This window comes from Parashewanella spongiae (assembly GCF_004358345.1).
Classification (GTDB): domain Bacteria; phylum Pseudomonadota; class Gammaproteobacteria; order Enterobacterales; family Shewanellaceae; genus Parashewanella; species Parashewanella spongiae.
In genome coordinates, this window is record NZ_CP037952.1 from 651,213 (window position 1) to 673,434 (window position 22,222).

At 39.2% G+C, this 22,222-nt stretch carries 15 protein-coding genes and 2 pseudogenes; 10 read left to right on the forward strand and 7 right to left on the reverse strand.

The window, feature by feature from the left end:
* Positions 1 to 82: 82 nt before the first annotated feature.
* Both E2I05_RS02300 and E2I05_RS02305 read right to left on the reverse strand, forming a co-directional pair.
* A complete protein-coding gene (locus E2I05_RS02300; RefSeq protein WP_121854731.1) occupies positions 83 to 586 on the reverse strand; it encodes a phosphatase PAP2 family protein in 504 nt (167 codons plus the stop codon).
* A gap of 186 nt (positions 587 to 772) precedes the next feature.
* Positions 773 to 1,021, reverse strand: coding sequence for a YgjV family protein (locus tag E2I05_RS02305; protein ID WP_121854730.1), 249 nt, complete (start codon positions 1,019 to 1,021; stop codon positions 773 to 775).
* A 396-nt stretch (positions 1,022 to 1,417) separates the two neighbouring features.
* Here E2I05_RS02305 and rraA point away from each other — a divergent pair, with 396 nt between their 5' ends.
* From rraA to E2I05_RS02325, 6 genes and pseudogenes are all read left to right on the forward strand, one after another.
* Complete coding sequence (rraA, locus tag E2I05_RS02310) at positions 1,418 to 1,903, forward strand: ribonuclease E activity regulator RraA (RefSeq protein ID WP_121854729.1); 486 nt, start codon at positions 1,418 to 1,420, stop codon at positions 1,901 to 1,903.
* Positions 1,904 to 1,999: 96 nt separating this feature from the next.
* A complete protein-coding gene (locus E2I05_RS02315; protein ID WP_121854728.1) occupies positions 2,000 to 2,290 on the forward strand; it encodes an RNA-dependent RNA polymerase family protein in 291 nt (96 codons plus the stop codon).
* 289 nt (positions 2,291 to 2,579) lie between these two features.
* The gene (locus E2I05_RS22235; RefSeq protein ID WP_218939893.1) at positions 2,580 to 3,332 is read left to right on the forward strand and encodes a hypothetical protein; all 753 of its coding nucleotides are present in this window, start codon (positions 2,580 to 2,582) and stop codon (positions 3,330 to 3,332) included.
* Positions 3,333 to 3,374: 42 nt separating this feature from the next.
* A complete protein-coding gene (locus tag E2I05_RS22730) occupies positions 3,375 to 3,497 on the forward strand; it encodes a hypothetical protein (protein ID WP_279387040.1) in 123 nt (40 codons plus the stop codon).
* Positions 3,498 to 3,653: 156 nt separating this feature from the next.
* A pseudogene (locus E2I05_RS22240) lies at positions 3,654 to 4,013 on the forward strand (IS66 family transposase); the annotation flags it as partial.
* Positions 4,014 to 4,144: 131 nt separating this feature from the next.
* On the forward strand, positions 4,145 to 6,226 hold the full coding sequence (locus tag E2I05_RS02325) for a CapA family protein (protein ID WP_121854540.1): 2,082 nt from the start codon (positions 4,145 to 4,147) through the stop codon (positions 6,224 to 6,226).
* An 83-nt stretch (positions 6,227 to 6,309) separates the two neighbouring features.
* Here E2I05_RS02325 and dgcA read toward each other — a convergent pair whose 3' ends face one another.
* From dgcA to gltS, 4 genes are all read right to left on the reverse strand, one after another.
* On the reverse strand, positions 6,310 to 7,374 hold the full coding sequence (gene dgcA / locus E2I05_RS02330) for an N-acetyl-D-Glu racemase DgcA (RefSeq protein ID WP_121854541.1): 1,065 nt from the start codon (positions 7,372 to 7,374) through the stop codon (positions 6,310 to 6,312).
* Between the two features lie 11 nt (positions 7,375 to 7,385).
* Positions 7,386 to 8,384, reverse strand: coding sequence for an N-acetyltransferase DgcN (dgcN, locus tag E2I05_RS02335; RefSeq protein WP_121854542.1), 999 nt, complete (start codon positions 8,382 to 8,384; stop codon positions 7,386 to 7,388).
* Between the two features lie 122 nt (positions 8,385 to 8,506).
* Positions 8,507 to 9,391 (reverse strand): LysR family transcriptional regulator, encoded by an 885-nt coding sequence (locus E2I05_RS02340; RefSeq protein WP_121854543.1) that lies wholly within the window; start codon positions 9,389 to 9,391, stop codon positions 8,507 to 8,509.
* A 1,319-nt stretch (positions 9,392 to 10,710) separates the two neighbouring features.
* Positions 10,711 to 11,925 (reverse strand): sodium/glutamate symporter, encoded by a 1,215-nt coding sequence (gltS, locus tag E2I05_RS02350; RefSeq protein WP_121854544.1) that lies wholly within the window; start codon positions 11,923 to 11,925, stop codon positions 10,711 to 10,713.
* Positions 11,926 to 12,592: 667 nt separating this feature from the next.
* Between gltS and E2I05_RS02355 the strand changes: the two genes are divergently transcribed.
* The 3 genes from E2I05_RS02355 to E2I05_RS02365 all read left to right on the forward strand — a co-directional run bounded on the left by E2I05_RS02355 (position 12,593) and on the right by E2I05_RS02365 (position 18,390).
* Complete coding sequence (locus tag E2I05_RS02355; RefSeq protein WP_243641126.1) at positions 12,593 to 15,547, forward strand: TonB-dependent receptor domain-containing protein; 2,955 nt, start codon at positions 12,593 to 12,595, stop codon at positions 15,545 to 15,547.
* A 94-nt stretch (positions 15,548 to 15,641) separates the two neighbouring features.
* Entirely contained in the window at positions 15,642 to 16,826 is a 1,185-nt protein-coding gene (locus E2I05_RS02360) for a M14 family metallopeptidase (RefSeq protein WP_121854546.1), read from the forward strand.
* 7 nt (positions 16,827 to 16,833) lie between these two features.
* A complete protein-coding gene (locus E2I05_RS02365; RefSeq protein WP_121854547.1) occupies positions 16,834 to 18,390 on the forward strand; it encodes an N-acyl-D-amino-acid deacylase family protein in 1,557 nt (518 codons plus the stop codon).
* A gap of 638 nt (positions 18,391 to 19,028) precedes the next feature.
* On the opposite strand, the gene E2I05_RS02370 is transcribed toward E2I05_RS02365, so the two are convergent.
* On the reverse strand, positions 19,029 to 20,228 hold the full coding sequence (locus E2I05_RS02370) for an IS110 family RNA-guided transposase (protein ID WP_133309444.1): 1,200 nt from the start codon (positions 20,226 to 20,228) through the stop codon (positions 19,029 to 19,031).
* 1,211 nt (positions 20,229 to 21,439) lie between these two features.
* Between E2I05_RS02370 and E2I05_RS02375 the strand changes: the two are divergent.
* A pseudogene (locus tag E2I05_RS02375) lies at positions 21,440 to 21,787 on the forward strand (transposase); the annotation flags it as partial.
* Between the last annotated feature and the right edge of the window lie 435 nt (positions 21,788 to 22,222).

Here is a 22,222-nt window from a genome sequence, read left to right on the forward strand (position 1 = left end):
AAGCCATGATGATAAAATCATCGTATTGCTCAAACAGTTACTCGTATACTCAGCGTTCAACTGATGTTTTTAGGTTAAATATCTATAAAACTACAAACACCGAGCTGACACCAAGCGCGGCACCAGCAATAATGTCAGTTGGATAGTGAACCGTTAATGCCACTCGTGATACACCAATCATGACGGCCCAAATAAAACAAAAAATTCCAATAATAGGAAAAATAATATACACCGATGTAGCCATTACGAAGGCCGCAGCAGTGTGTCCAGAAGGTAAACTAAACTTATCCGACGGCTCAAAATCCAATTGAACATGAGTAAATGAATGACAAGGCCGTACACGTCTGACACTGTTTTTAAGCAAAAAATACAAGGGTAATTCAAGCAAAAAACTTGTTATTATGAGATCAAAAAGTTGCTGGCCTTTCGAACTAAAAAGCAAAAAAAACACCGCGACTAACAAATACAGTGGTCCATCACCGCTTGATGATATAAGCTTTGCTTTACGGCTTAATTGCTGTTGATGAACAACACGTCCAATCGCTAAAAAGCTTCGCTTATCAAACTCACTAATCATATTCAGCATTAGTAACGCTCCTAGCTCATACCAACACGTTTCGTATTTCACCTTTTTAAAGGTAGTAGTGAGATATGACGGATCAGTTACCGTGCAAAGAAAGTTTTGTGACAGGAAAGTAGATGCAGAAAATTGAAGAGGATTTGACGCAGGAATAATTTAGAGTCCCAACAATGGGACTCTAAGCAAATAATACTAAGCTTCAGCTGGTGCCAGCGTTTTAGCACGGTACATTTTTACCAAATAATAAACATTAATGCATGCGATAAAAGCATTCATACCAGCCACAGGCCACGCTTCGATGGCAACGCCATATGCAGAAAAAAGTGCACAACCAATGAAATTAAGGCTTCTTAATTTAACAATATCTTTCATCATTAATGAAATGGCCACCATAACTGATGCTGAATAACCAATAAGTTCTACTATATTTAACGCTTCCATCTAACACCTCTGCTCGCCCATTATCTTCCGAGAGCTGTACGGGGGATCCGTGCCCCTAGAGCTTGTTTATTATTAAATTAATGACTAACTGCGGACATGATAGCAACGCCCTTCAATAGTTCGTAATAAAAAAACGTAAATTAATGACGCACGTCATATTTAATCAATTTCATGTGCTCAACTTAACAAATTTTAAGCAATAAAAGTTGCAATTCAGTTAAAAAAAGCGTTGACTGATGACGCTTAAAGCAAATTTATTGAGTTACATCAATTCAATACATAGATCTCAAATTAGGTATCTGCAATTTGTGTAAAATTAGAGTTATACTGCAGTGATTCACCACACCATCCCACAATCAACAGCTTGTTTAGCTGGGACTCTTCAGGAGTAGGAATATGGAATACAACACATCAGAACTTTGTGACATGTATTTAGATGTTATCGATGTTGTCGAACCTATGTTTAGTAATTATGGAAGCTGCAGCTCATTTGGCGGCTCTATCGTTACTGTTAAGTGTTTTGAAGATAATGGACTCTTAGCGAAAGCATTGAGTGAGGATGGTACCGGTCAGGTCTTATTAGTTGATGGCGGTGGTTCATTAAGACGTGCATTAATTGACGTTAACGTGGGAGAGCTGGCGGTAAACAACAATTGGGAAGGTATTATTGTTTATGGTTCAGTACGCGATGTTGATGCACTAGAAGAGTTAGATATTGGTATCCAAGCTCTCGCCTCAATTCCGATTGGTGCTGATGATCATGGAATAGGTGAAATTGATGTGCCAGTAAACTTCGGCGGTGTTAGTTTCTTGCCTGGCGATCATGTTTATGCTGATAATACCGGAATGATTTTATCTCCCGAGCCCCTCGATATTGAATAATCGATAATACTTATCAGCGAAATTGCTTGCTGTGAAATTAGTATCACAAAACAATGGTAGTAAAGCGGTATATTCAGATCATTAGGCATTCCCTGTATGGTAGGTAGAGCGCAACAAGCGTTACATCTACTTACACTGGAGCCAATATTTGAAACCGTTGCCGATGCAAACAACTACAAGTTTCGCCCTAACCGCAACACCGCTGATGCTATTTCACAATGCTTTAAATGCCTATGTAAAAGTGGTTCAGCACATTGGACTCTTGAAGGTGATATCTTATCTTATTTCGATAAGATTGTTCATCAATGTCTAATCGACAACATTAATTTAGTAATTCCTATATGGAACTTTGGCCTAAATAAATCGGCTGAACGTACAGCCTGGTAATTGCTCAATAAGTTGTGGTAAGCCGACAATTTGTAAGACTTTGTAACGATCGTGCGATCAATTTGACTGCTTATTTTAAGGCTTCATACTTTCATCAAGTTTAATTCTTTCACTTGATTTTGAAGCTAAAAATTCCTGATTTATCTGATTCAGTTGCCCTGAATGTCGTCCTGCTGTCGAAACTCTACAACAAACTATTGTAGAGCTTTCTGAGCGTGTTCAAATTTTAGAAGATGAAATCAAAGAGCTTAAAAATCAGAAAAAGAAACCCAAGTTCAAACCCAGTGGTATGGACGATAATACTGACCCTGATAACGATGAAAACGGCTCTAACAAAGGGAAGTTTAGCAAGCGAAAAGGAAAGCGCAGTAAAACGGCCAACCTACAAATTCATAATGAAAAAGTCATAGAGCCTGAAGCTCATATTCCATCAAACGCTCAATTCATCGGCTATAAAACATTTGTTGTTCAAAACATCGAAATTAACAACATCAACACTTGTTACAAGATGGCTCGCTATCGTCTTGCGGATGGCTCCATAGTGTCAGGTCAACTCCCTGCAGAGCTCAAAGGCTCGCACTTTGGTACAACATTAAGAACTTATGTGCTGTATCAACACCATCATTGCCAAGTGACTCAGTCACTACTGCTTGAGCAACTCAGAGAATGGGGCGTTGATATTTCAGCAGGCCAACTTAACCGTTTGTTATCAGAAAAATATGATGACTTTCATCAAGAAAAGGATGATTTACTGAACAAAGGGCTAGGCAGTACCGGTTACATCACGACTGACGATACAGGTGGACGCCATCAAGGCAAAAATGGCTTTGTCACTCATATAGGTAATGAGCTTTTTGCTTGGTTTCAAAGTTCAAGAAGTAAAAGTCGAGTAAATTTCTTGTCCTTGCTGTGCGCAGACCAACTCGGATATCGCATTAATACGGCTGCGCTGAATTACATGAAACAAAAAAAATTACCCATTGCACAGCGGAAAAGTCTTGCCAATCATCCATGTCAATTTTTTAATAACGAAGCACTATGACAAGAGCATTTACAACAGCTAGGCTTTTCCTCTGACTGTCATATGCGATGGGCGACCGAAGGGGCGTTATTTGCTCAGGCTCTTGAAGTGCAACCTATCGAATCCTTGGTTGTTGTCAGTGATGGTGCAGGACAATTTAAAGTACTCATTCATGCGTTGTGCTAGGTTCATGCAGAAAGGCTCATTCACAACCTAATTCCACTTTGCCCTGAGCATCGGAGCGATATCAAAAAAGTGAGAAATGAGATTTGGGATTTTTACCGTGAGCTTAAATGTTATAAAGTTTAGCCTTGTGCCAAAAAAGCAGAACAACTCTCTAAAAGATTTGATGATATTTTTACGCAAAAGACCAGCTATCAAACCTTGAATCAACAACTAAAACGACTGCACAAACATAAATCATCTCTACTTCGAGTGCTGGAACGGCCTGAAATTCCGATACATACCAACGGCAGTGAAAACGATTTGCGAGAACATGTCAAAAGGCGAAAAGTAAGTGGTGGAACAAGAAGTGATTTAGGACGCCAATGTCGAGACACCTTTTCGAGTTTGCGCAAAACCTGCCAAAAACAAAACTTGTCATTTTGGGCGTTTTTAAATGACAGGCTTTCTCTTAAAAATACCATCCCTTTACTGGGAGACTTGGTGCTGCAAGGTGCTCGAACTACCACAACTTATTGAGTAGCTACCATTTTAGTGACTGTAAGCTAAGGTATAACCTTAGATTATGGGGTATTTCATGAGTAGAATAAGCTATTGCTTTATTGGTTAATTACAATAGACCATTAAAGAAACTATTGTTAGGAATTGGCATGAGATTTTTTTTTGGTACTATTTTGTTTTTTATCAGTTTTATCAGCTCTGCTGAAAAAAACATGACGATAAGTGGCAAAGTTATAGATGAATACGGGAGCCCGATATCTGACGTAGTAATTGCAGTTTCAGATGATAGTATAAAAAGCACCACTGATGGCTTATTTACAATAAACACTTCACAGTCAAGAAGTTACGAAATTCAATTATCACACCCCAACTACTTTTCTAGTATTCAAACGTTTAGTCATTATGAACTTGCCAAAGAGCAGCAACAAACAGCAACTATTTTTGATATTAGCTTAGTAATAAAAGTTAAAAAACGGGTCATGTTGGCATTTGCTGGTGATGTGATGATGGGACGTCGATTTTACAAGCCTTATTTTGGCGATGAAGTATTAATAAACTCAAACAATAAACTCGCTGACAGCAAAGCCATTGTTCAACATATTAAACCCTATATGAGTTTAGCTGACTATGCTGCGGTTAATTTAGAAACACAGGTAGCGGATAAAAAACCAGAGAAGCGCGCCCAAAAATCTGTCACCTTTTATTCTCAGCCAGAAGTGCTGGATGCCTTAATATGGGCTGGTGTCGATTATGTTTCTTTGGGTAATAATCATACTTACGACTATTTAGAGTCAGGCTTGCAGTCGACCCTGACCTTCTTAGATAATAGTCTCTTAGGGTATTCTGGTGCTGGCATTAATGAGCAGTCAGCATTACAAGCCCACACAGAAACAATTAATGATATTAATTTTGCGATGCTGGGTTATGTCGGTTGGGAAGGCAGTAAAAAACCAAGCCAAACGGCTACTCATCAACATGGTGGTGCAGCTTATGGCACAATGAAAAATATATTGCAGTCAGTAAGGAAGCAAGTTTCTCAAGAAAGAACCACCATAGTACAATACCATGGCAGCCAAGAATATGCAGATAACCCAACAGGCGTCACCGAACAGCGCTTAAAATCAGCGTTAGATGCAGGTGCCGCCTTAGCCATTGCGCATCACCCCCATGTAACTCAGGGAATAGAGCTTTACAATAATAAGTTGATTGCTTATTCAATGGGGAACTTTATTTTTGATCAAAATTTCAGTGCCACACAGCACAGTTTTATTTTATATGTATGGCTTGACGAAGGTGAGTTTCATCGTGCAGAAATCGTTCCTATTTATGTAAAAGGTTATAAACCAACCCCGGCTACGGGTATGCACCGTTACACTGTAATGAAGCGTCTGACAGAGCTTTCAAAGCAAAGAAACACTAATATACTAATGTCGGGCGGCCATGGGATAATCAAACGTCAACTGGCAAGCAAAAATCAAACTGAGCCCTATATTCAATCCGAGCCTGCAAATAGTCGTTTCGCCGTACATTTGGCGCAGGATGAAAAAAATACTCCGCTGTATCAATTACCATGGAATAAAACCATCAAACAAGTAACCTTACCCAGTTCTGACGTCATGTACCGTTTAGGTACAAACTTAATTAACGGTAGCGATTTTGAAAGTTTTGCTCTGTTTGACAGTCCTGAAAGGGGGTGGTTATTTGATCGTCAAGCAACATCATTAAACAACTTTGGTGCCAGCGGTAGCCGAAGCTTAAAGGTAAAACTGAAGCCAAAATCGATCACTACTTTCGGAATGCAAAGCTTTAGACGGGTATACACTCCGAGTAGTGCAATGACGATAAAGGCTAAACTTAATGTGCAAGCACCTGTGAGAGTTAGATTTTATTGGCAGGGTCGTAAAACTCGACAAAAGCTATTTGATGCCTTTAACAACAGCCCGAAACATCTGATTGATACTGTTGAGTTTACACATGCATCAGACTGGAAAAATATTGAGCTTGATTTTAATTCCCCTCGAATTGGCTATAAAAGTTTTCGAGTGTTGGCTGAATTCGAGTCAGTGAATGGTGGCACAGTAGAAGTTAATATTGATGATTTCGCTCTTATAGAATGGAATAGTGCTTTTAGTAAAAAAACAAAACCTAACTTTTATAATACATTGAGTCATCAAGCTGCCTACTTGGGCGTAAGTGAAACCATTTCAGCGCCTATTATTGTAAATTTTTGAGTTGATTTCCTAAATTGACATAATGATCCCCAAAACACTTATGGAGGTGTTTTAGGGATTATTTTTCTATCGCAGAAGATTCTTTAATCATTGGTATTATTTATTTCATTGTTGCATGTTGTTCCACCCCAAAGTGTTGTTGAAAGTGGCTGCATGACACCTTGATCAAATTCAAAACCGTTGAGACGATCTTCTTTAATAAGAAGCGGGCCATCTAAGTCTACAAACCGAGCTTCGTTCACTAAAAGCGCAGCGGGCGCCATAGCAAGTGAGCTACCCACCATACAACCAAGCATTAATTCAAACCCCTGCTTTTTTGCTTCATGAGCTAACAACACAGCTTCAGTTAATCCACCAGTTTTATCCAATTTAATATTGACTACTTGATAACGGTTTTGGAGATAGTTAAGATCTGCTCGAGTATGACACGATTCATCGGCACACAGAGGAATGAGGCAGTTAAAATGAAGCAACTCATCATCTTCACCAGCCGGCAAAGGTTGCTCAATTAGTACGACGTTTAATGCATGTAACTGTTCGTGACATTCTGTTAAATCTTTAATTGTCCAACCTTCATTAGCGTCAATAATAAATTCACTATTGGGTGCAGCCTGCCGAATTGCAATCATTTTTTCTACAATATTTTGGCTGTCTAGCTTAACTTTTACTAAAGGCGGATTATTGAGTTTGGATACGGTCTGCGCCATAGCTTCAGGTGTATCAATACTTAATGTTTGTGCTGTTATGCACGGCTGTGCAGGACTCAGGTTTAGCATGCTACAAACTGAAATTTTATTGAGTTTTGCTTGTAAGTCCCACCACGCACAATCCAAAGCATTTTTAGCTGCACCTGCTGGAAATGCAGCAAGTAATTCATTGATATTATGACTCGTTACGGTTTGTTCATTGTCTGTTAATGACAAAATTTGTGCCGTTACACTTTCCACTGTCTCCTGATAGCGCGCATAGGGCACTGCTTCTGCCCAACCAGTAAATTCATCACTATGCAGAGTGACAACAATAACATCGGCTTGGGTTTTAGCTCCTCTAGCAATACGGAAGATATTTTTAAGCGGCAATGATTGCTGCACAAGGCTAATAAATATGTTTTTTGGGTTTGCTATTGTTGGAGAATATAACTTGGTCATAGTTCAACTCCTCAAACCAACGTTGCAGCAATACTGTCAGCTGTATCTCGAAGTGGATCAACGCAAGGCAAGGAAAATTGCTCATTTAATTGAGCGCAGATACGCTGACCTTCTTCAATGCTCACACTTGATGTATTTACGGCTATACCAACGACTTTTACATTTGGGTTGGTTAATTTTGCCGCCTGCAAATTCAATGCAATGGTGGTTTCAATGCTCGGAAATTGGCTGTCAGGTAAGCCACGCATGTGAGTTCGATTTAAATCATGACAAATGACTAATGCATCAGGTTGAGAGCCGTGCAGCAAACCTAAACTTACTCCAGCAAAAGCTGGATGCGATAATGAACCTTGTCCTTCAATAATATCCCAGTGTTCAGGACTATTATTTGGTGAAAGTGACTCAGACGCTCCTGAAAGAAAGTCTGAAATTACACAGTCGATTGCTACCCCTTGACCCGCGATTAAAATTCCGCATTGTCCTGTTGCTCGAAAATCAACATTAAGACCAAACTTTTTCATCGACTTTTCGATAGCTAACGATGTATACATTTTACCGACAGAGCAATCTGTCCCAACTGTCAGTAAACGCTTTCCAGTCCGCTTTACTCCAGTACCTGTAACAAACTCTAATTTCGGTTGACGAATGTCTAATAGTTTTTGTTGGGTTTGTTCAGCTTTTGCTACGAGTTCAGGAAAGTCAGTTAACTTATCGTGCAGCCCAGAAACAATATCCATTCCTTGTTCCATGGCTTCTAGGATATAAGGAAACCACTTTTTATCAAGGACACCACCGCTGTTTGCGAAGCCAAGAATAAAAGATTTAGCACCTTCCGCTACCGCTTGTCGAATGTCTAATTTTTTAATCCCCGTACTCACGGTGCAACCATCAATACGGTATTCACCCACACAAAGTTCTGGTCGCCAATCTGCTGCACTACATGCCATTTTTATAGAAAGTTGATTGGTTGTATCACCGATAAATAAAAGATACGGGGAAGCAATTTGCATAATGAAGTTCCTAAAATATAAAGCTGGAATAGGCGAAGTTTTATTATTCGAGATTAACCTAGCGAACTTGCATTAAAAGAATCAAGATTTTCATCGATCATAACCGATGGTTATGTTTGCATTTAACTTATTGAAACACCATGGGTTAAATATGGTATGAATTCTTCGATTACTTTTGATTTACTGCGATTTTCTAAATGGACTGCACTGATACTAAAAGTGAGTGCAGGTTCAAATGACGCAATGGCAATATCATTTGATAAATTTCCCTCTGCGGTATATCTATCCACTACACAAACCCCTAATCCACTTGCAACCAGACGTACCGCAATAAAATAAGTTTGTACTTTAATTAGTGATTGAAAACTAATATCTTCCTCCATAACCCGAGTCCACAACATATCACCTAAAGGACCACTGTCACTTATATCAATAAACTTACAGTCGCTTATCTTACTAAGGGTTAATGTGGCTGGACTGTCAGGAAACATCTCTTTAGGGTATACAATGACAAGCTCTGATTCTGCTAGAGGGGTTTGCGTAATACCTTGCATCTCTCTTGGTGAGAATAAAACAGCCAAGTCACACTTGTGCTCAAGCAACGATTGCATCATTTCATCATTGTGAATGGTATGAACATCAAACGTAACATTGGGATAATCATGATGGTAATTAGCAATAACATTCGGAATAGCGTCAAAACCGAGAGCTGGTGTAACGCCAAGTTTAATACACCCAAATTCAGATTTTTTGATATTTTGCACGGTATTTTTTATTGAGCACATTTGCTGATAAATTTTATCAACTTCCTCAAATAACATTTTTGCCTCATCAGTTGGAATAAGTCGGCCTTTGATGCGATCAAAAAGATTAAAGCCGAGTTGTAGCTCGGCATGGGACAGCACTTTACTGGCAGAAGGTTGTGAAACATGCAGCAGTTTCGCCGCATTCGTAATTGAGCCAGTAGTGTAAATAGCGTGAAATATTTCAATGTGTCTTAATCTCATCGAACGTCCCGTTTCGGTTTTATTGAATAATAAAAACCACGCCCTGTGGGCGTGGTGATCAGCGTCAAGCTATGCCTGTACTATCTGCCCATATTAAGACTTTTTTCGTTGTCTCCACAACAGATCAAAGTTCTATAACATGATAAATTTGAAAAATTATCGCACGTTTTATGGTATTGCCAATACCATATTGTTTGGGTTCAGAAATATCGTTTTAGGATACTTAAGGGACAAGTTGCGAATGAAGCGTTCAATTGTATTCAGATACACTGTGGTAGGTTATCAACAAGTAGCAGAGCTAAATGCACAAAAAACTAATGTTCACCTTTTTGGTAAAGTGCCGCCCAAATGCTAAATATCAAATTCACTAGAAACCGCAAAAGATAGAGAACAATAATATTAAGAAAGTTCAACCACTTACACCAATTACAGTAATTATTCTCTCACTCAGCAAGAGTTAAAGGGTTTCAGTGCAAGGCACAAGCTCGAAGTACTATATTCCCTACGGCCGCCATACAAAACTGGCCTTCAACGCATTTAGTGCTTTTGTCAGGATAATTTAAGTGCTTGTAACGCGGTAATGGAACCCTTTAGCCTTGCCCTTTGGGAGCTTGTATGTGCTCACTTTGGTTTATAAAGAATACTTCTCAAAATTGTCTTGACGTAGCAATGTAATAACGACAGTTTTGTATGTAGGAAACAATCGGCAACTATGTCTTCATCAATCTCGATTGCACCTTGAGCACATACATAGCTATGAGTTGAGCATTTAATTACTGTAATTGGTATTACTGAAGAAACTTTATTAGGTTAATCATTTTGGGGATAAAGGTTACTGTGTAAATGCTGTAGGTATCGATGAAGAAATGATACGAAATTCCATCAAATATCAGGAAAATTTGAAAAGCGGCAAGCAGATTTTGATTTTTAATTCGTAAATTCAGGGACAACAGCTTCGTGGCGCTCCCTAAATAAATCGATTGAGAGCGTTCATATACGCAGAAAAAATTACTGATAGCAAGGCATGAATAGCAGCAAGTAGTGGTTACCGACAAACAAAACTGTCGTTACTTCGTTTCTACTTGCAAAATTTATATCGCAGCTAGCGGTGATTTTGGCAAGTATATGAATGTTCAGCACTCACCTGATGGGCGTATCCGGGTTATTTAACTTTGTATTTAATTTCAATATATTAAAGGTAAATTGTGCGTTCAACCAATTTATTTAGGTTCATAAAGGGTAAGCATCAGCCCTTTTGAAGGGGCTAAACGCAAAGCATCCTTCTCAAAAAGTGGCTCCTTTTACTTTTATTTAAGTAATCAACCACTCACAAATGGCAGACTTAAATACAACTGTATAATCAAAGCATTAGTAATATCAATGAAAAAAGCACCGACTAAGGGGACGACGAGAAAAGCTTGTGGAGATGATCCATACCGTGAAACTAAAGTCTCCATATTAGCCACCGCCGTTGGCGTAGCACCTAAGCCAAATCCGCAATGCCCACCTGCCATAATAGCAGCGTTGTAATCTTTCCCCATCACTTTGAAGGTAATAAAATAGGCAAAAATCATTAGCATTATTGCTTGCACCAAAACCATAAAAATCATTGGGCCAGCTAGACTGACTAACTCCCATATTTTTAATGACATCAATGCCATCGCAAGAAAAATAGATAACGCCATGGTTCCCCACAAATCAATACAAGCACGGCTCACTTTATATATTTTGGTGAATTCGGTTAGATTGGTAATCACTACGCCAAACAACAGTGGGATAAGAAATGCGGGAAATACGATATCAATAGACTTGAGCGCTTCGTAACCTAAGCGTCCCAAACACATGCATAGTAGAATAACAAATAATGTTTCCATCATTTTTTTGGGATTAACAAAGTCATGGTCTTCAGGAACAAAGGTAACGGTATCATCTAGCTCTTTATGATATGAGGTGTCAGCTTTTAGATTATGCTTTTTAATTAATCGCTTACTGACAGGCCCGCCCACTAACCCGCCCAGAATTAGCCCTAATGTTGCAACTGCCATCGCCAACTCAAAGACATTTTCATGCATACCAAACTCGCTGATAAATAAATCTGCATAGGTTGCGCCATTACCATGTCCACCAGAAAGAGTGACCGAACCACCAATTAATCCCATTAATGGGTCCATACCTGTAGCGGCAGCGATAGAGACTCCAACGGCATTTTGAATGAAGACGTAAAAAGTGGCGACACTGAGAAATAAAGCTACTTTAGGCCCACCCTTGCTGAGTAAACTGAAACTGGCACCTAAGCCAATTGTAGTAAAAAACACTGTCATTAGCGGTACTTTTAGCGCCATATCAAATTGCAAGTTAATTCCAAAATTTACATGTATCACAGCGGATAAGAAGGCAAAAACAATGCCACCAACTACAGGTTCTGGAATATTGTTATTACGAAGAAAAGCAATTTTACTGTTCAGGTAATATCCTGAAAAAAGAATGATGAGTGAAATTAACAGAGTTTCTAATATAGGTATTTCAATATTCATTTAACAATCAACCTTTTCTGATTTGTTTTTGTCGTTATCGAATGATTCTTTTACGGTTAATGCATCGAAATTCAAGCGTAAAGAATTTAACGCAAAATCAGCAATTCAAAAAATTCAGTAAGCCATAACCCAAAGCTCTACTTCTTTCAAATCGCTCTCGATATTTCAATGGATACATAATGATTATTTATTTTGCAGAAGGCTAGGGGCTGTTTATCTTTCGTGATTATTTTTGCAGCGATAAATTGGTCGTTTTATGCAAGACAGAGCTTGTGCGGTTTGGTATTCCAAATAAGCAAGCGATAACGCAGTAGAAATGACCAGTTTACGCTGTCTTAGATGATTTTTAGCGTTCACTATTCTGTGTTGTAACCCGTTTACTTAGATGACTAAGCTTCACGGCTTACGCCTTGAACAGATAAACGCTCAAATAGCACAAAATTTAATCCTGAAAGATAAACAGCCCCTAACACAGAAGTTAGATAGATTAGGGGCTGTGATAATATAACGACTGAATTTATAGCCCTACTATAACTTTAGGTTATGGGTTGTAAATGAACTATCAATAGTATTGCATTTAGCAATTCGGCATTGTGAATTTAATAATAAATAAAAGATAACATTCGACTTATAAGTATAACAATTACAACACATGGTGGTGAGCGATATGAAACAACAACCCAGATTTAAATATAAATTAAATCGATTGAGCCTTTGTATACTTACAGCTTTAACAACCCAAGCAACCTTTCTTCAACATGCTAATGCTGAAGAATCATCAGTAAAAGATAAAGAGATTGAACGTATCAGTGTGATTGGTTCACACATTAAGGTTAATCATGATAATGGTGAGTTACCAGTTACCACCATTTCCGCTGAAGACATTGAGAATAGTGGTGCTGTTTCAGGTGCCGAATTACTTGCTGAAATACCTCAGCAAGGTGAAGTTTCTTTCAATAGTTCACGCTCTGTAGGGGGGGTAAATGATGCTCGTGGTGATGTTTCATCATTTAACCTAAGAGGCTTAGGTACGGGTAACACTCTTGTTTTGCTCAACGGCCGCCGTTTAGTGCTTCATCCCGGCACGCAGTCGGAAAACTTTGTCCCTGTAACCACAGCTAACGCCAACACCTTACCAGTACGAGGTTTGAAGCGTGTAGAAGTGTTGCGTGATGGCGCTGCTGCGATTTATGGTTCAGACGCAGTTGCGGGTGTTGTTAACTACGCTTTAAAAGATAATTATGAGGGTTCAGAATTCAACCTCAACTACGGCAATGAGCAAGGGACTGAGCGAGATGTGATCAACTTGACGGGTGCAACTGGTTTCTTTTTGAATGAAGAAAAAACCCACGTTTCAATGTCCGCAGGTTATTACAATCGCAATATTATTATGGCGAGTGAAAAGCCATACGCTAAAAGTTCTGATTTACGCGAAAATAATCGATTCCCTGATGAAGTGATCGTTACCGGAACCGATGATGACGGCAATCCAATATACAGCAATTCAGATTTGCATAACTTAAATTCATCAACACCTTGGGGGGAGTTCCGTACTAAAACATTAGGAACGTTTCATTTACAACCCGATACATTATCGGGTTGCGAAAACTCAGACTCGCGTGGCAATCCAACCACTGCACTTGATGTTGAAGGTGTTTGTGTTGATCGAGGCAGCCAACCATCGAGCGATGGTTACGACCGTAACAGCGAACGTTCCTTAAGCTCAGGTGTCGAGCGAGCTAACTTTTATGGTATGTTGACTCACGAGTTAACCGATGATACTGAACTCTATGGTGAAGCTTTATATTACTTCGCAAAGGCTGACCGTATTCGCGAGCAAACATCAAATCTTACCTCTCAGCGATTCACCATATCCGCTGATGCTTACTATAACCCTTTTGGTGAAGAGGTAAGCTTAAGGAAGTATCGTCCAGTAGATACTGGTCCTCGAAATATTGAAGTCACAGATACAAGCTATCGTTTACTTACTGGCTTACGTGGCTATTATTCAAACTGGGACTGGGACAGCGGGCTTTTATATTCTAAGGCCAATACTCAAGATAAAGCCAACCGCATTCACACTCAGCGATTCCAAGAAGCCATTAACAGTACCGATCAAGCCACCGCTTATGATGTATTCAACGGGGCTGATATCAATAATAATAATGTTGGTGATCCTACCAGAAACGACCAATCCGTCATCGACAACTTTATGATTGATGTTGTGCGTGAAAGCGAAACGGAACTTGCTCTTTTTGACTTTAAAGTATCCCGAGAAGATATTTTTGAATTACCAGCTGGAGAAGTTGGTTTTGCCGCTGGTATCGAATATCGCTATGAAAGTTTTTTCGATGTTCGTTCAGATGAGTTAAATACTACCGAACAATTTCTAGATACAGTTGGTGGCAGTAAAGATGTTGACCAGTTTGCCAGTGTTGTTTTAGGTAGTAGCCCAACACCTGATGCAGCAGGCAGTCGTAATGTTTTTTCAGCTTATGGTGAGTTTGCTATTCCACTTCTAAATGATCTGCCATTAGTTGAAAGCCTCAATATGCAACTGGCCGCTCGTTACGAACGTTTTTCGGATGTAGGTGATATTTTAAAGCCGAAAGTTGCATTATCTTGGGTAATGAATGATTACGTTCAGTTGCGTGCCGCATATTCTGAGGGCTTTAAAGCACCGGGATTGCCTCAAGTGGTAGCCGTTGATATTTCACGAGTCAACAGCCGAAACGATCCTCTCGTTGATTCTCGCTATGGAGTATTAGAAATCCGAAGTGGTAGTGACAGCTTAAGACCAGAAGAAAGCGAGAGCCGCAGTTGGGGAGTGGTCATTCAACCAACAGATAATTTAACTTTTACTGCAGATTGGTGGTATCTAGATCAAACGGACACCGTGGGTCTAATCCATTCACAAACTCAGTTACTTTATGATGCTATGTTGCATTATGAAAACCCAACAGGAAATGGTAACCCTTTAGTCACTCGAGGCGGTGAAGATAATGAAGTTATCGCTGTGAAAAATGATTATATCAATTTACAAGATAGAGAGTCATCAGGTGTTGATTTAGGGGTTACTTATGACTTAGAAACAAGCTTCGGTAAATTCAAGTTTAAGACTAATGCAGCGAAATTAACTAAGTTTTATCAATTGGCTGACGACGTGACAGCGCAAGTTATTGCAGCACAGCAATCCAGCGATCAGGGTTTGGTTGATGCATTAAAGTATAAAGGTAAAGAAGTTACCATTACTGGCAGTGGCGACTTAATTGGTCAAAATGGACGACCTGAATGGCGTGTGGTTTCATCTTTAGATTGGAGAAAAGATGCTTGGGGTGCAGGACTGCGATATAAATACATAAGTGGTTTCGAAGATACCAGCTTAGACTATACCGTTGATGAAGAAAACTTAAAGTACCAAGTAAAAAGTTTCTCGAAAGTTGATGCTTATGTAAATTATCGTCTGCCTGGCAGTCTCATCGAAAATGCAAAAATTACGTTTGGTGTTAGAAATCTAGCAGGTAAGAAACCTCCGATTGCTGATGAAACCTTTGGCTATAACAGCAGCGTGCATTCGAGTTTAGGTCGTTACTTTTACATGAACATAAACAAAAAGTTTTAAGTCTATCTCTATCGTTAACACAAAAAACATGACTCAATCAATGAAATGTTGAGTCATGTTTTTATCCTCTTATATCAACTTTTAAGCCGTTAATATGAAAAAAACATTTCTTCTTTGCTTGTTCATAATTTGTGCTAACTTCCATTCTTACGCGGATAACCCTATTGCTCCATCTGAAAGTAATCATCAGCAAGCGTGCGACACCGGCTCAGTTCGGTTATTGGCTGACTTTGAGGCAAGCCGAATGGATGAGTGTAAAAATTTAGGAGATAATCGTTTCCATATCATTATTAAACCAGAAAATACCCCCATTAATCCTAGCCCTTGGTATGCATTTAAAGTCATTGCAGATCAAGCTACTGATGTGAATGTTACAATTAAAATCGCAGATAAAAGAAAGAACCGATATTTGCCTAAAATCAGTCAAGATATGCAAACTTGGTCCCCCCAAGCGCATCGAGTTCGTGGAAAAAGACTGACTTTTACAATCAAAGCTACTGAGCAACCGCAGTATGTTGCGGCACAAGAAGTCATCAATAATCAGTACTATGTCGATTGGGCAAATAAGCTACAAGCAGTAAGCCAAGTGAGTCACAGTAGATTAGGCGAGTCGGCACAAAAGCGACCCATTTATAAAATAGAGAGTAAAGCCAACACTAATGAGTGGTTAGTTATCTTAGGTCGACTACATCCCCCAGAAATCACTGGAGCACTGGCTTTATTCCCATTTGTCGAAACGTTACTGGCTAAAAATAAACTAGCAGATCATTTCCGTCAAAAATTTAACATTTTAATTATTCCAAACTTAAATCCAGATGGCGTCGCCATGGGTAACTGGCGTCACAATGCTCATGGTGCAGATTTAAACCGAGATTGGGTCAGCTTTAAACAGCCCGAAACGATTCAAGTGCATCAATATTTACAAGGCTTGGTTGCACAAGGTCAAAAGATTAAATTTGCCATTGATTTTCATTCCACTAATCAAGATGTTTTTTATACCATGCCAACAAATTATGATGTCGAAGACCGTTATTTTGTTAAACACTGGCTAAACTCATTAGATCAGGCTATGCCAAACTTTAATGTTATACAGAAACCCGGAAATCGACCCAATAATGGTGTATCAAAGCAATATTTTGCTGATAATTACCAAATCCATGCAATCACTTATGAAATGGGTGACGAAACGAAACGTGATAACATAATAGCCATTGCAAATAATGCGGCAATCACGTTAATGCAAACCATGATGTCAGATGCCAACCACAACAAAGAGTAAATATTTAATGGCTGTTTTTAATCGTATTTTTTTTGTTTTTTTGTGTGTGTCTACCATTACTGCGTGCAATGATAATCAACAGCCCAAAGTTGATACTTTAATTACGAAAGGCAAGGTATTTACTGGTTCAAGTACACAAGCACAGGCGCTTGATGTCGCTATTTGTGGCAATATGATTTGCGGGCTTTACCCGACAGGTCAACATGATGTAACCGCAAAAACCGTTGTAGATGCCAGCAATAAAGTTGTCAGTCCGGGCTTTATTGATCCTCATACTCATACACTTGATGAACTGTACAGCCAAGATAAAAATCACAATCTCAACTATTTAACTCAGGGTGTGACCACAGTCGTTAATGGCAATGATGGCGAAGGCTTTTTTGATATAGCAAAAACCGCAAGAGAATTAGAAGCCAACGGCATTGGTACTAACGTAGCACTGTTTGTAGGGCATGGCAGTATACGAGAGCAAGTTATGGGGCGAGCACAACGCTTTGCGACTGCTAAAGAATTACAACAGATGTCTAACCTATTAGAACAAGCCATGAAAGATGGTGCTCTTGGGTTATCAACTGGCTTATATTATGTTCCGGGCAGTTTTGCGAATACGGAAGAAGTCATCACTCTAGCCAAAATAGCTAGCCAATATCAAGGAATATATGATACCCATCTGCGTGACGAAAGCACGTTTAATATTGGTTTGATTTCCGCACTGGATGAAGCCATTAATATTGCTGAGAAAGCAGACATACACTTACATCTTGCTCATATAAAAGCACTTGGAGTTGACGTATGGGGGCAAAGTAAAGCAGCGATTTCCATGATAGAGCAGGCACAAGCGAGAGGGGTCGGTATTTCAGCAGATCAATACCCTTGGCTCGCATCTGGCACAAAACTTCATAGTGCTGTTATGCCAAAATGGGTAATGGCAGATTCACGGCAAGCCTTTCATCAACGTTTAAGCGATAAGAATTTAACTGAACGCTTACGTTTCGAAATTAATGAAAACATTCGTCGTAGAGGCGGCGATTCATCACTTCTAATCACAGCATTTAAAGATTCAAAACTGGTTGGGTTAACTTTAGCAGAGGTCGCTGAACTTCGTAAAAGTGATGCCGTCACTACTGCGATTCAACTCGTAAAGGAAGGTGAAGTAAGAGTTGCTTCATTTAATATGTCACCCAATGATGTAGAAGCGTTCATGACAAAACCTTGGGTTGTGACATCTTCAGACGGTACTAATGGTCACCCCCGTAAATTCGCTAGTTTCCCAAAAAAATATCAAAAATACGTAACAGAAAAAGGGCTGCTCAGTCTCGCTGAGTTTATAAATCAAAGCTCCAGTCAAACAGCCAAGCTGCTAGGTCTTAGCAATCGAGGACAATTAACAGTTGGCTATCAAGCAGATATTATTGTGTTTGACGCTAATAAATACAAAGCAAATGCTGATTTTTCAACATGGAATAAATATTCATCAGGCATTGAACAAGTATGGCTAAACGGTCACAGAGTCATTCAAGATGGGATTTTTCAACATAAATTGGAAGGTCAGTTTGTTCGCTGAATTTTTTTGGATGCGGATTGGTATAACATACTGATAGAAGTTGTGCGGAAGCACTGACAAAGATGTCTAATCTGACAAAACTATTTGTTTTTAGTCAGTCATTTTTCACTATTTTCAGAAGTGCTGTTTTATCCTAAAGCAGAAAAAAATACTGATAGCAAGGCATGAATAGCAGCAAGTAGTGGTTACCGACATACAAAACTGTCGTTACTTCGTTTCTACTTGCAAAATTTATAATGCAGTTAGCGGTGATTTTGGCAAGTATATGAATGCTCAGCACCCATCTGAAGAGTGAATTCGGGTTGTTTAATCTCAGTAGGGTAAATTCCTCGCCGCTTGCGGCGGACTAACGTCTTTATCTAACTAATTGATACCTCGCCCCTTGGGGCGGGGTGATTCATTCTTGTATTTAACTTCAATAGATTAAAGTTAAATTGTGCGTTCAACCGATTTATTACCGTGAAAATAGCCGCTAACACCTATTCCCAAGCCTGTTAGTGAAAGCATAAAAGCTAAAAATCACTTCGCCTTTAGCTTACCGTGAAAATTAATAGTATTAGACGCAACATAGTCCTCCCCGCAATTATTGAAGGGATAAAAATAAGTCTGGCTGTCTGTTAAGCTTTTTGCTTAACTGTTTATACCATATTGTATTTAACCATCATTTGAAGCCATCGGGGACTATTTCTCCTGACCATTAACTCCTCGTAGTTAATATCTGGGTCAAAATAGGCTTTCCTTCGGCTTAATACTGTGTAGATAATACGTAAAAGTTTGTGGGCGATAGCAATGATACTTCTCTTGTGTCCTCGACGGATGACCAAACCTTGGTACTTGCCTTTGAATTGGCTTTTCGTCTTAACGGCAGCATTAGCTACTTCACACAAGAGTGTTTTGACCATTTTGTTTCCTTTACGCATTCGCCCACTTTTTCTTTTTCCTGCACTTTCATTATTTCCCGGACATAAACCTGCCCATGAGCTGATACCCTTTATTCCATCGAAGCAACTCATGTCGTCACCGATTTCACCAATAAGACAAGCTGCACTGATAACACTAGTGCCCGGTATCGTTTGCAAAAGTTCCAGAGCCTCATTCCACGGTTTTATCGTTTCAATAATTAAGGTTTCTAGCTCAGCAAGCTGCTTCTCTAGAAACTCAATGTGATTTTTGATATTACGCAAGATATAAAAGTGTGACGGAGTAAGAGTTTCGTCCATACTCGCCATAAGTTCACTTCTATCGGCTTTCAGTCTTGGGTCGACCATTTTTATCAAGTCACACAATGGCTTTCCTTCAATCAGACCGTTCACGAGTATTTGCCCTGATTTCCCGTTAATGTCGCTAATAAACCCGCCCAGACGAATACCAGCATCATCTAAGGTTTTATGTAATCGATTTTTCTCATTACTCAATTCCTTTTTTTGTTTGTCTCTTCTGCGAGTCAGTAATCTGAGTTGCTTCTGCTGTGGCGCTGGAACGAAACTTGACCGAACGAGTCCATAGTGACCGAGTGAAGCGAGCCATTGATTGTTAATGACATCTGTCTTTCGACCGGGAACATTCTTGACATGTCTTGCATTAACGACCTGCGTTTTTATGCCAGCTGTAACAAGTGAAAGATAGATGCTTTTCCAGTAAACACCTGTACTTTCCATTACAGCTAGCTCAATATGATGCTGCTTGAGAAAATGGCATAATTTCAAGCGTTCTTTTTTTAAAGTACCAAAGGATTGGGTGATTTCTTCAATTCCCTGCTCTGTCTCCTTGCGGATAGTGACCATGACCATCATCTTGTGGACATCTAATCCTGCACAACTTTTTACAATAGGCTCCATAAAATACTACTCCACTGAATTAAAGTGAGTAGCAGAGCCTAGTGGATAGATTGGATTGCCAAGAACTCTAACGAGAACTGGTCATTTTACCGTTCATTCAATGCGTAAAAGCTGAAATAGCCGAGGGTACGAGCAACCATATCCAGATCAGTTTAGGTTCAGTTATGAAAACTAAAAAAAATGCGACCACGATTTAAGCTCTGCTAATAGTTAGAATAAAACAGAAAGAATTTTCATGGTGTAGGGTGATAGAAAAATCGAAATTAAAGTAAACGCTCATGACATCTATGCCTATCATGAATGTTTAGGTTGGAAATAATCTTCAAATCTCAGCGAATACAATTTTCATGGTGTAGGGTGATAGAAAAATAATAGTCAAAGTAAACGCATATGACATCTATGCCTATCATGAACGTTTAGGTTTATATGATTTTCGATAATTTCAACCATAGCTTTTACATTAATCAGGAGGTGTAAGCCCAAACCCCAGACCTTTTCCTTAATCATGTGAGTTTGCCGTATTGTATTGATATATAAGTAATTTGTGTATAACCAGTTCACTTTTGGATAGAAGTAAGCTAATACTAATTACAGGTGTTCACCAACAAACACATATTTCGCCCATTTATTTAAAAGGTATTGAAAAATTGAAGATAGTAATGGTGAATCCTTTATTGGGGCAGTCCGACCGCTGCAAAAATTACACAGTTTTGATAGTCTTCTGAGTCAACATATTCTTTCCAGAATATAAGGGCGTCTATAACGATGTATCTTTCGCTCACGAGCATCACTCAGTAAGTGGTGCTTGATGCCGCACTGTTTATTGTTCTAGCCATGCTCAATTCTTCTATTTTTGCCATTTATACCAATTACAGTAATTAAATTCCCAGCTCAGAGCTATGTATGTGTTCAAAGTACAAGTGAAATTGATGAAGACATAGTTATTACCGACATACAAAACTGTCGTTATTACATTGCTACGTTGAGACAGTTTTGCGTAGTAATTTGGACACATACAAGCTCCCGAAGGGCGAGGCTAAAGGATTCCATTACTACGTTACAAGTTTTTGAATTATCCCGACAAAAGCACTAAGTGCGTTGAACGCCAGTTTTGTATGGCGGCCGTAGGGAATATAGTACTTCAAACTTGCGCCTTGTACTGAAATCCTTTAGCTCTTACTGAGTGGGAAGTTAATTACTGTAATTGGTATTATAAGGACGCTGAGACAATTGTATTAGTTGAGGATAACTTGAATACTCATACCCCGACTTCATTTTATAAGGCCTTCGAACCAGAAGAAGCTCGTAGGTTGATCAATAAAATAGAATTTCATTACACGCCAAAGCACGGAAGTTGGTTGGATGTGGCTGAAATTGAATTAAGTATCTTGAGCAGGCAATGCTTAAACCGAAGAATACCCGCTCAGGAAACACTAAATACTGAAGTCGAAGCCTGGGTTACCGAGCGTAATGAGTCCAAGGCTAAGATGAGCTGGCAGTTCACGACTGAGGAGACACGTATAAAATTAAAGAAACTTTACCCCGTACTCCCAGAGTAAAGTGAGCCTTTTAACAGAAGTTCACTGATTAACGAAATCCAGTTACACTTTCGTTAATCAAAGCATGAAAAGCTAGAATCCTACTGACTTGCCAAGGGGTGGGAGGAGGTGTTTTGTTCAGACATCACTTATTTGTCAATTGATTGTGAGCAAAAGTTAAGTAAGAGTTTAAAACAATAAATATCGATACATGATTCTTAGCTCTCCTATGACTATGGTTTACCAGAACAGCTTCAACTGTAGAATTCATATGAATGGACTACTAGGCATGAGCCAATTTACGCTCAATTTCATTATTTTTTGTTTGAGTTTGAGGCACAACGATGAGCTACGAAACGGCTTCTCTATGCGGTGGGTAATCTTCTGTTATACATTTATAGAATACCTTAAAGCTGAATATTTTTGTATTTATCTTTTCAGTGCGTTATATCTTAG

Bases quoted from the DNA above. Each gene is read 5' to 3' on its own strand.
- E2I05_RS02300 (WP_121854731.1), bottom strand. From the start codon at position 586: ATGCTGAATATGATTAGTGAGTTTGATAAGCGAAGCTTTTTAGCGATT.
- E2I05_RS02305 (WP_121854730.1), bottom strand. From the start codon at position 1,021: ATGGAAGCGTTAAATATAGTAGAACTTATTGGTTATTCAGCATCAGTT.
- rraA (WP_121854729.1), top strand. From the start codon at position 1,418: ATGGAATACAACACATCAGAACTTTGTGACATGTATTTAGATGTTATC.
- E2I05_RS02315 (WP_121854728.1), top strand. From the start codon at position 2,000: ATGGTAGGTAGAGCGCAACAAGCGTTACATCTACTTACACTGGAGCCA.
- E2I05_RS22235 (WP_218939893.1), top strand. From the start codon at position 2,580: ATGGACGATAATACTGACCCTGATAACGATGAAAACGGCTCTAACAAA.
- E2I05_RS22730 (WP_279387040.1), top strand. From the start codon at position 3,375: ATGCGATGGGCGACCGAAGGGGCGTTATTTGCTCAGGCTCTTGAAGTG.
- E2I05_RS02325 (WP_121854540.1), top strand. From the start codon at position 4,145: ATGAGATTTTTTTTTGGTACTATTTTGTTTTTTATCAGTTTTATCAGC.
- dgcA (WP_121854541.1), bottom strand. From the start codon at position 7,374: ATGACCAAGTTATATTCTCCAACAATAGCAAACCCAAAAAACATATTT.
- dgcN (WP_121854542.1), bottom strand. From the start codon at position 8,384: ATGCAAATTGCTTCCCCGTATCTTTTATTTATCGGTGATACAACCAAT.
- E2I05_RS02340 (WP_121854543.1), bottom strand. From the start codon at position 9,391: ATGAGATTAAGACACATTGAAATATTTCACGCTATTTACACTACTGGC.
- gltS (WP_121854544.1), bottom strand. From the start codon at position 11,925: ATGAATATTGAAATACCTATATTAGAAACTCTGTTAATTTCACTCATC.
- E2I05_RS02355 (WP_243641126.1), top strand. From the start codon at position 12,593: ATGAAACAACAACCCAGATTTAAATATAAATTAAATCGATTGAGCCTT.
- E2I05_RS02360 (WP_121854546.1), top strand. From the start codon at position 15,642: ATGAAAAAAACATTTCTTCTTTGCTTGTTCATAATTTGTGCTAACTTC.
- E2I05_RS02365 (WP_121854547.1), top strand. From the start codon at position 16,834: ATGGCTGTTTTTAATCGTATTTTTTTTGTTTTTTTGTGTGTGTCTACC.
- E2I05_RS02370 (WP_133309444.1), bottom strand. From the start codon at position 20,228: ATGGAGCCTATTGTAAAAAGTTGTGCAGGATTAGATGTCCACAAGATG.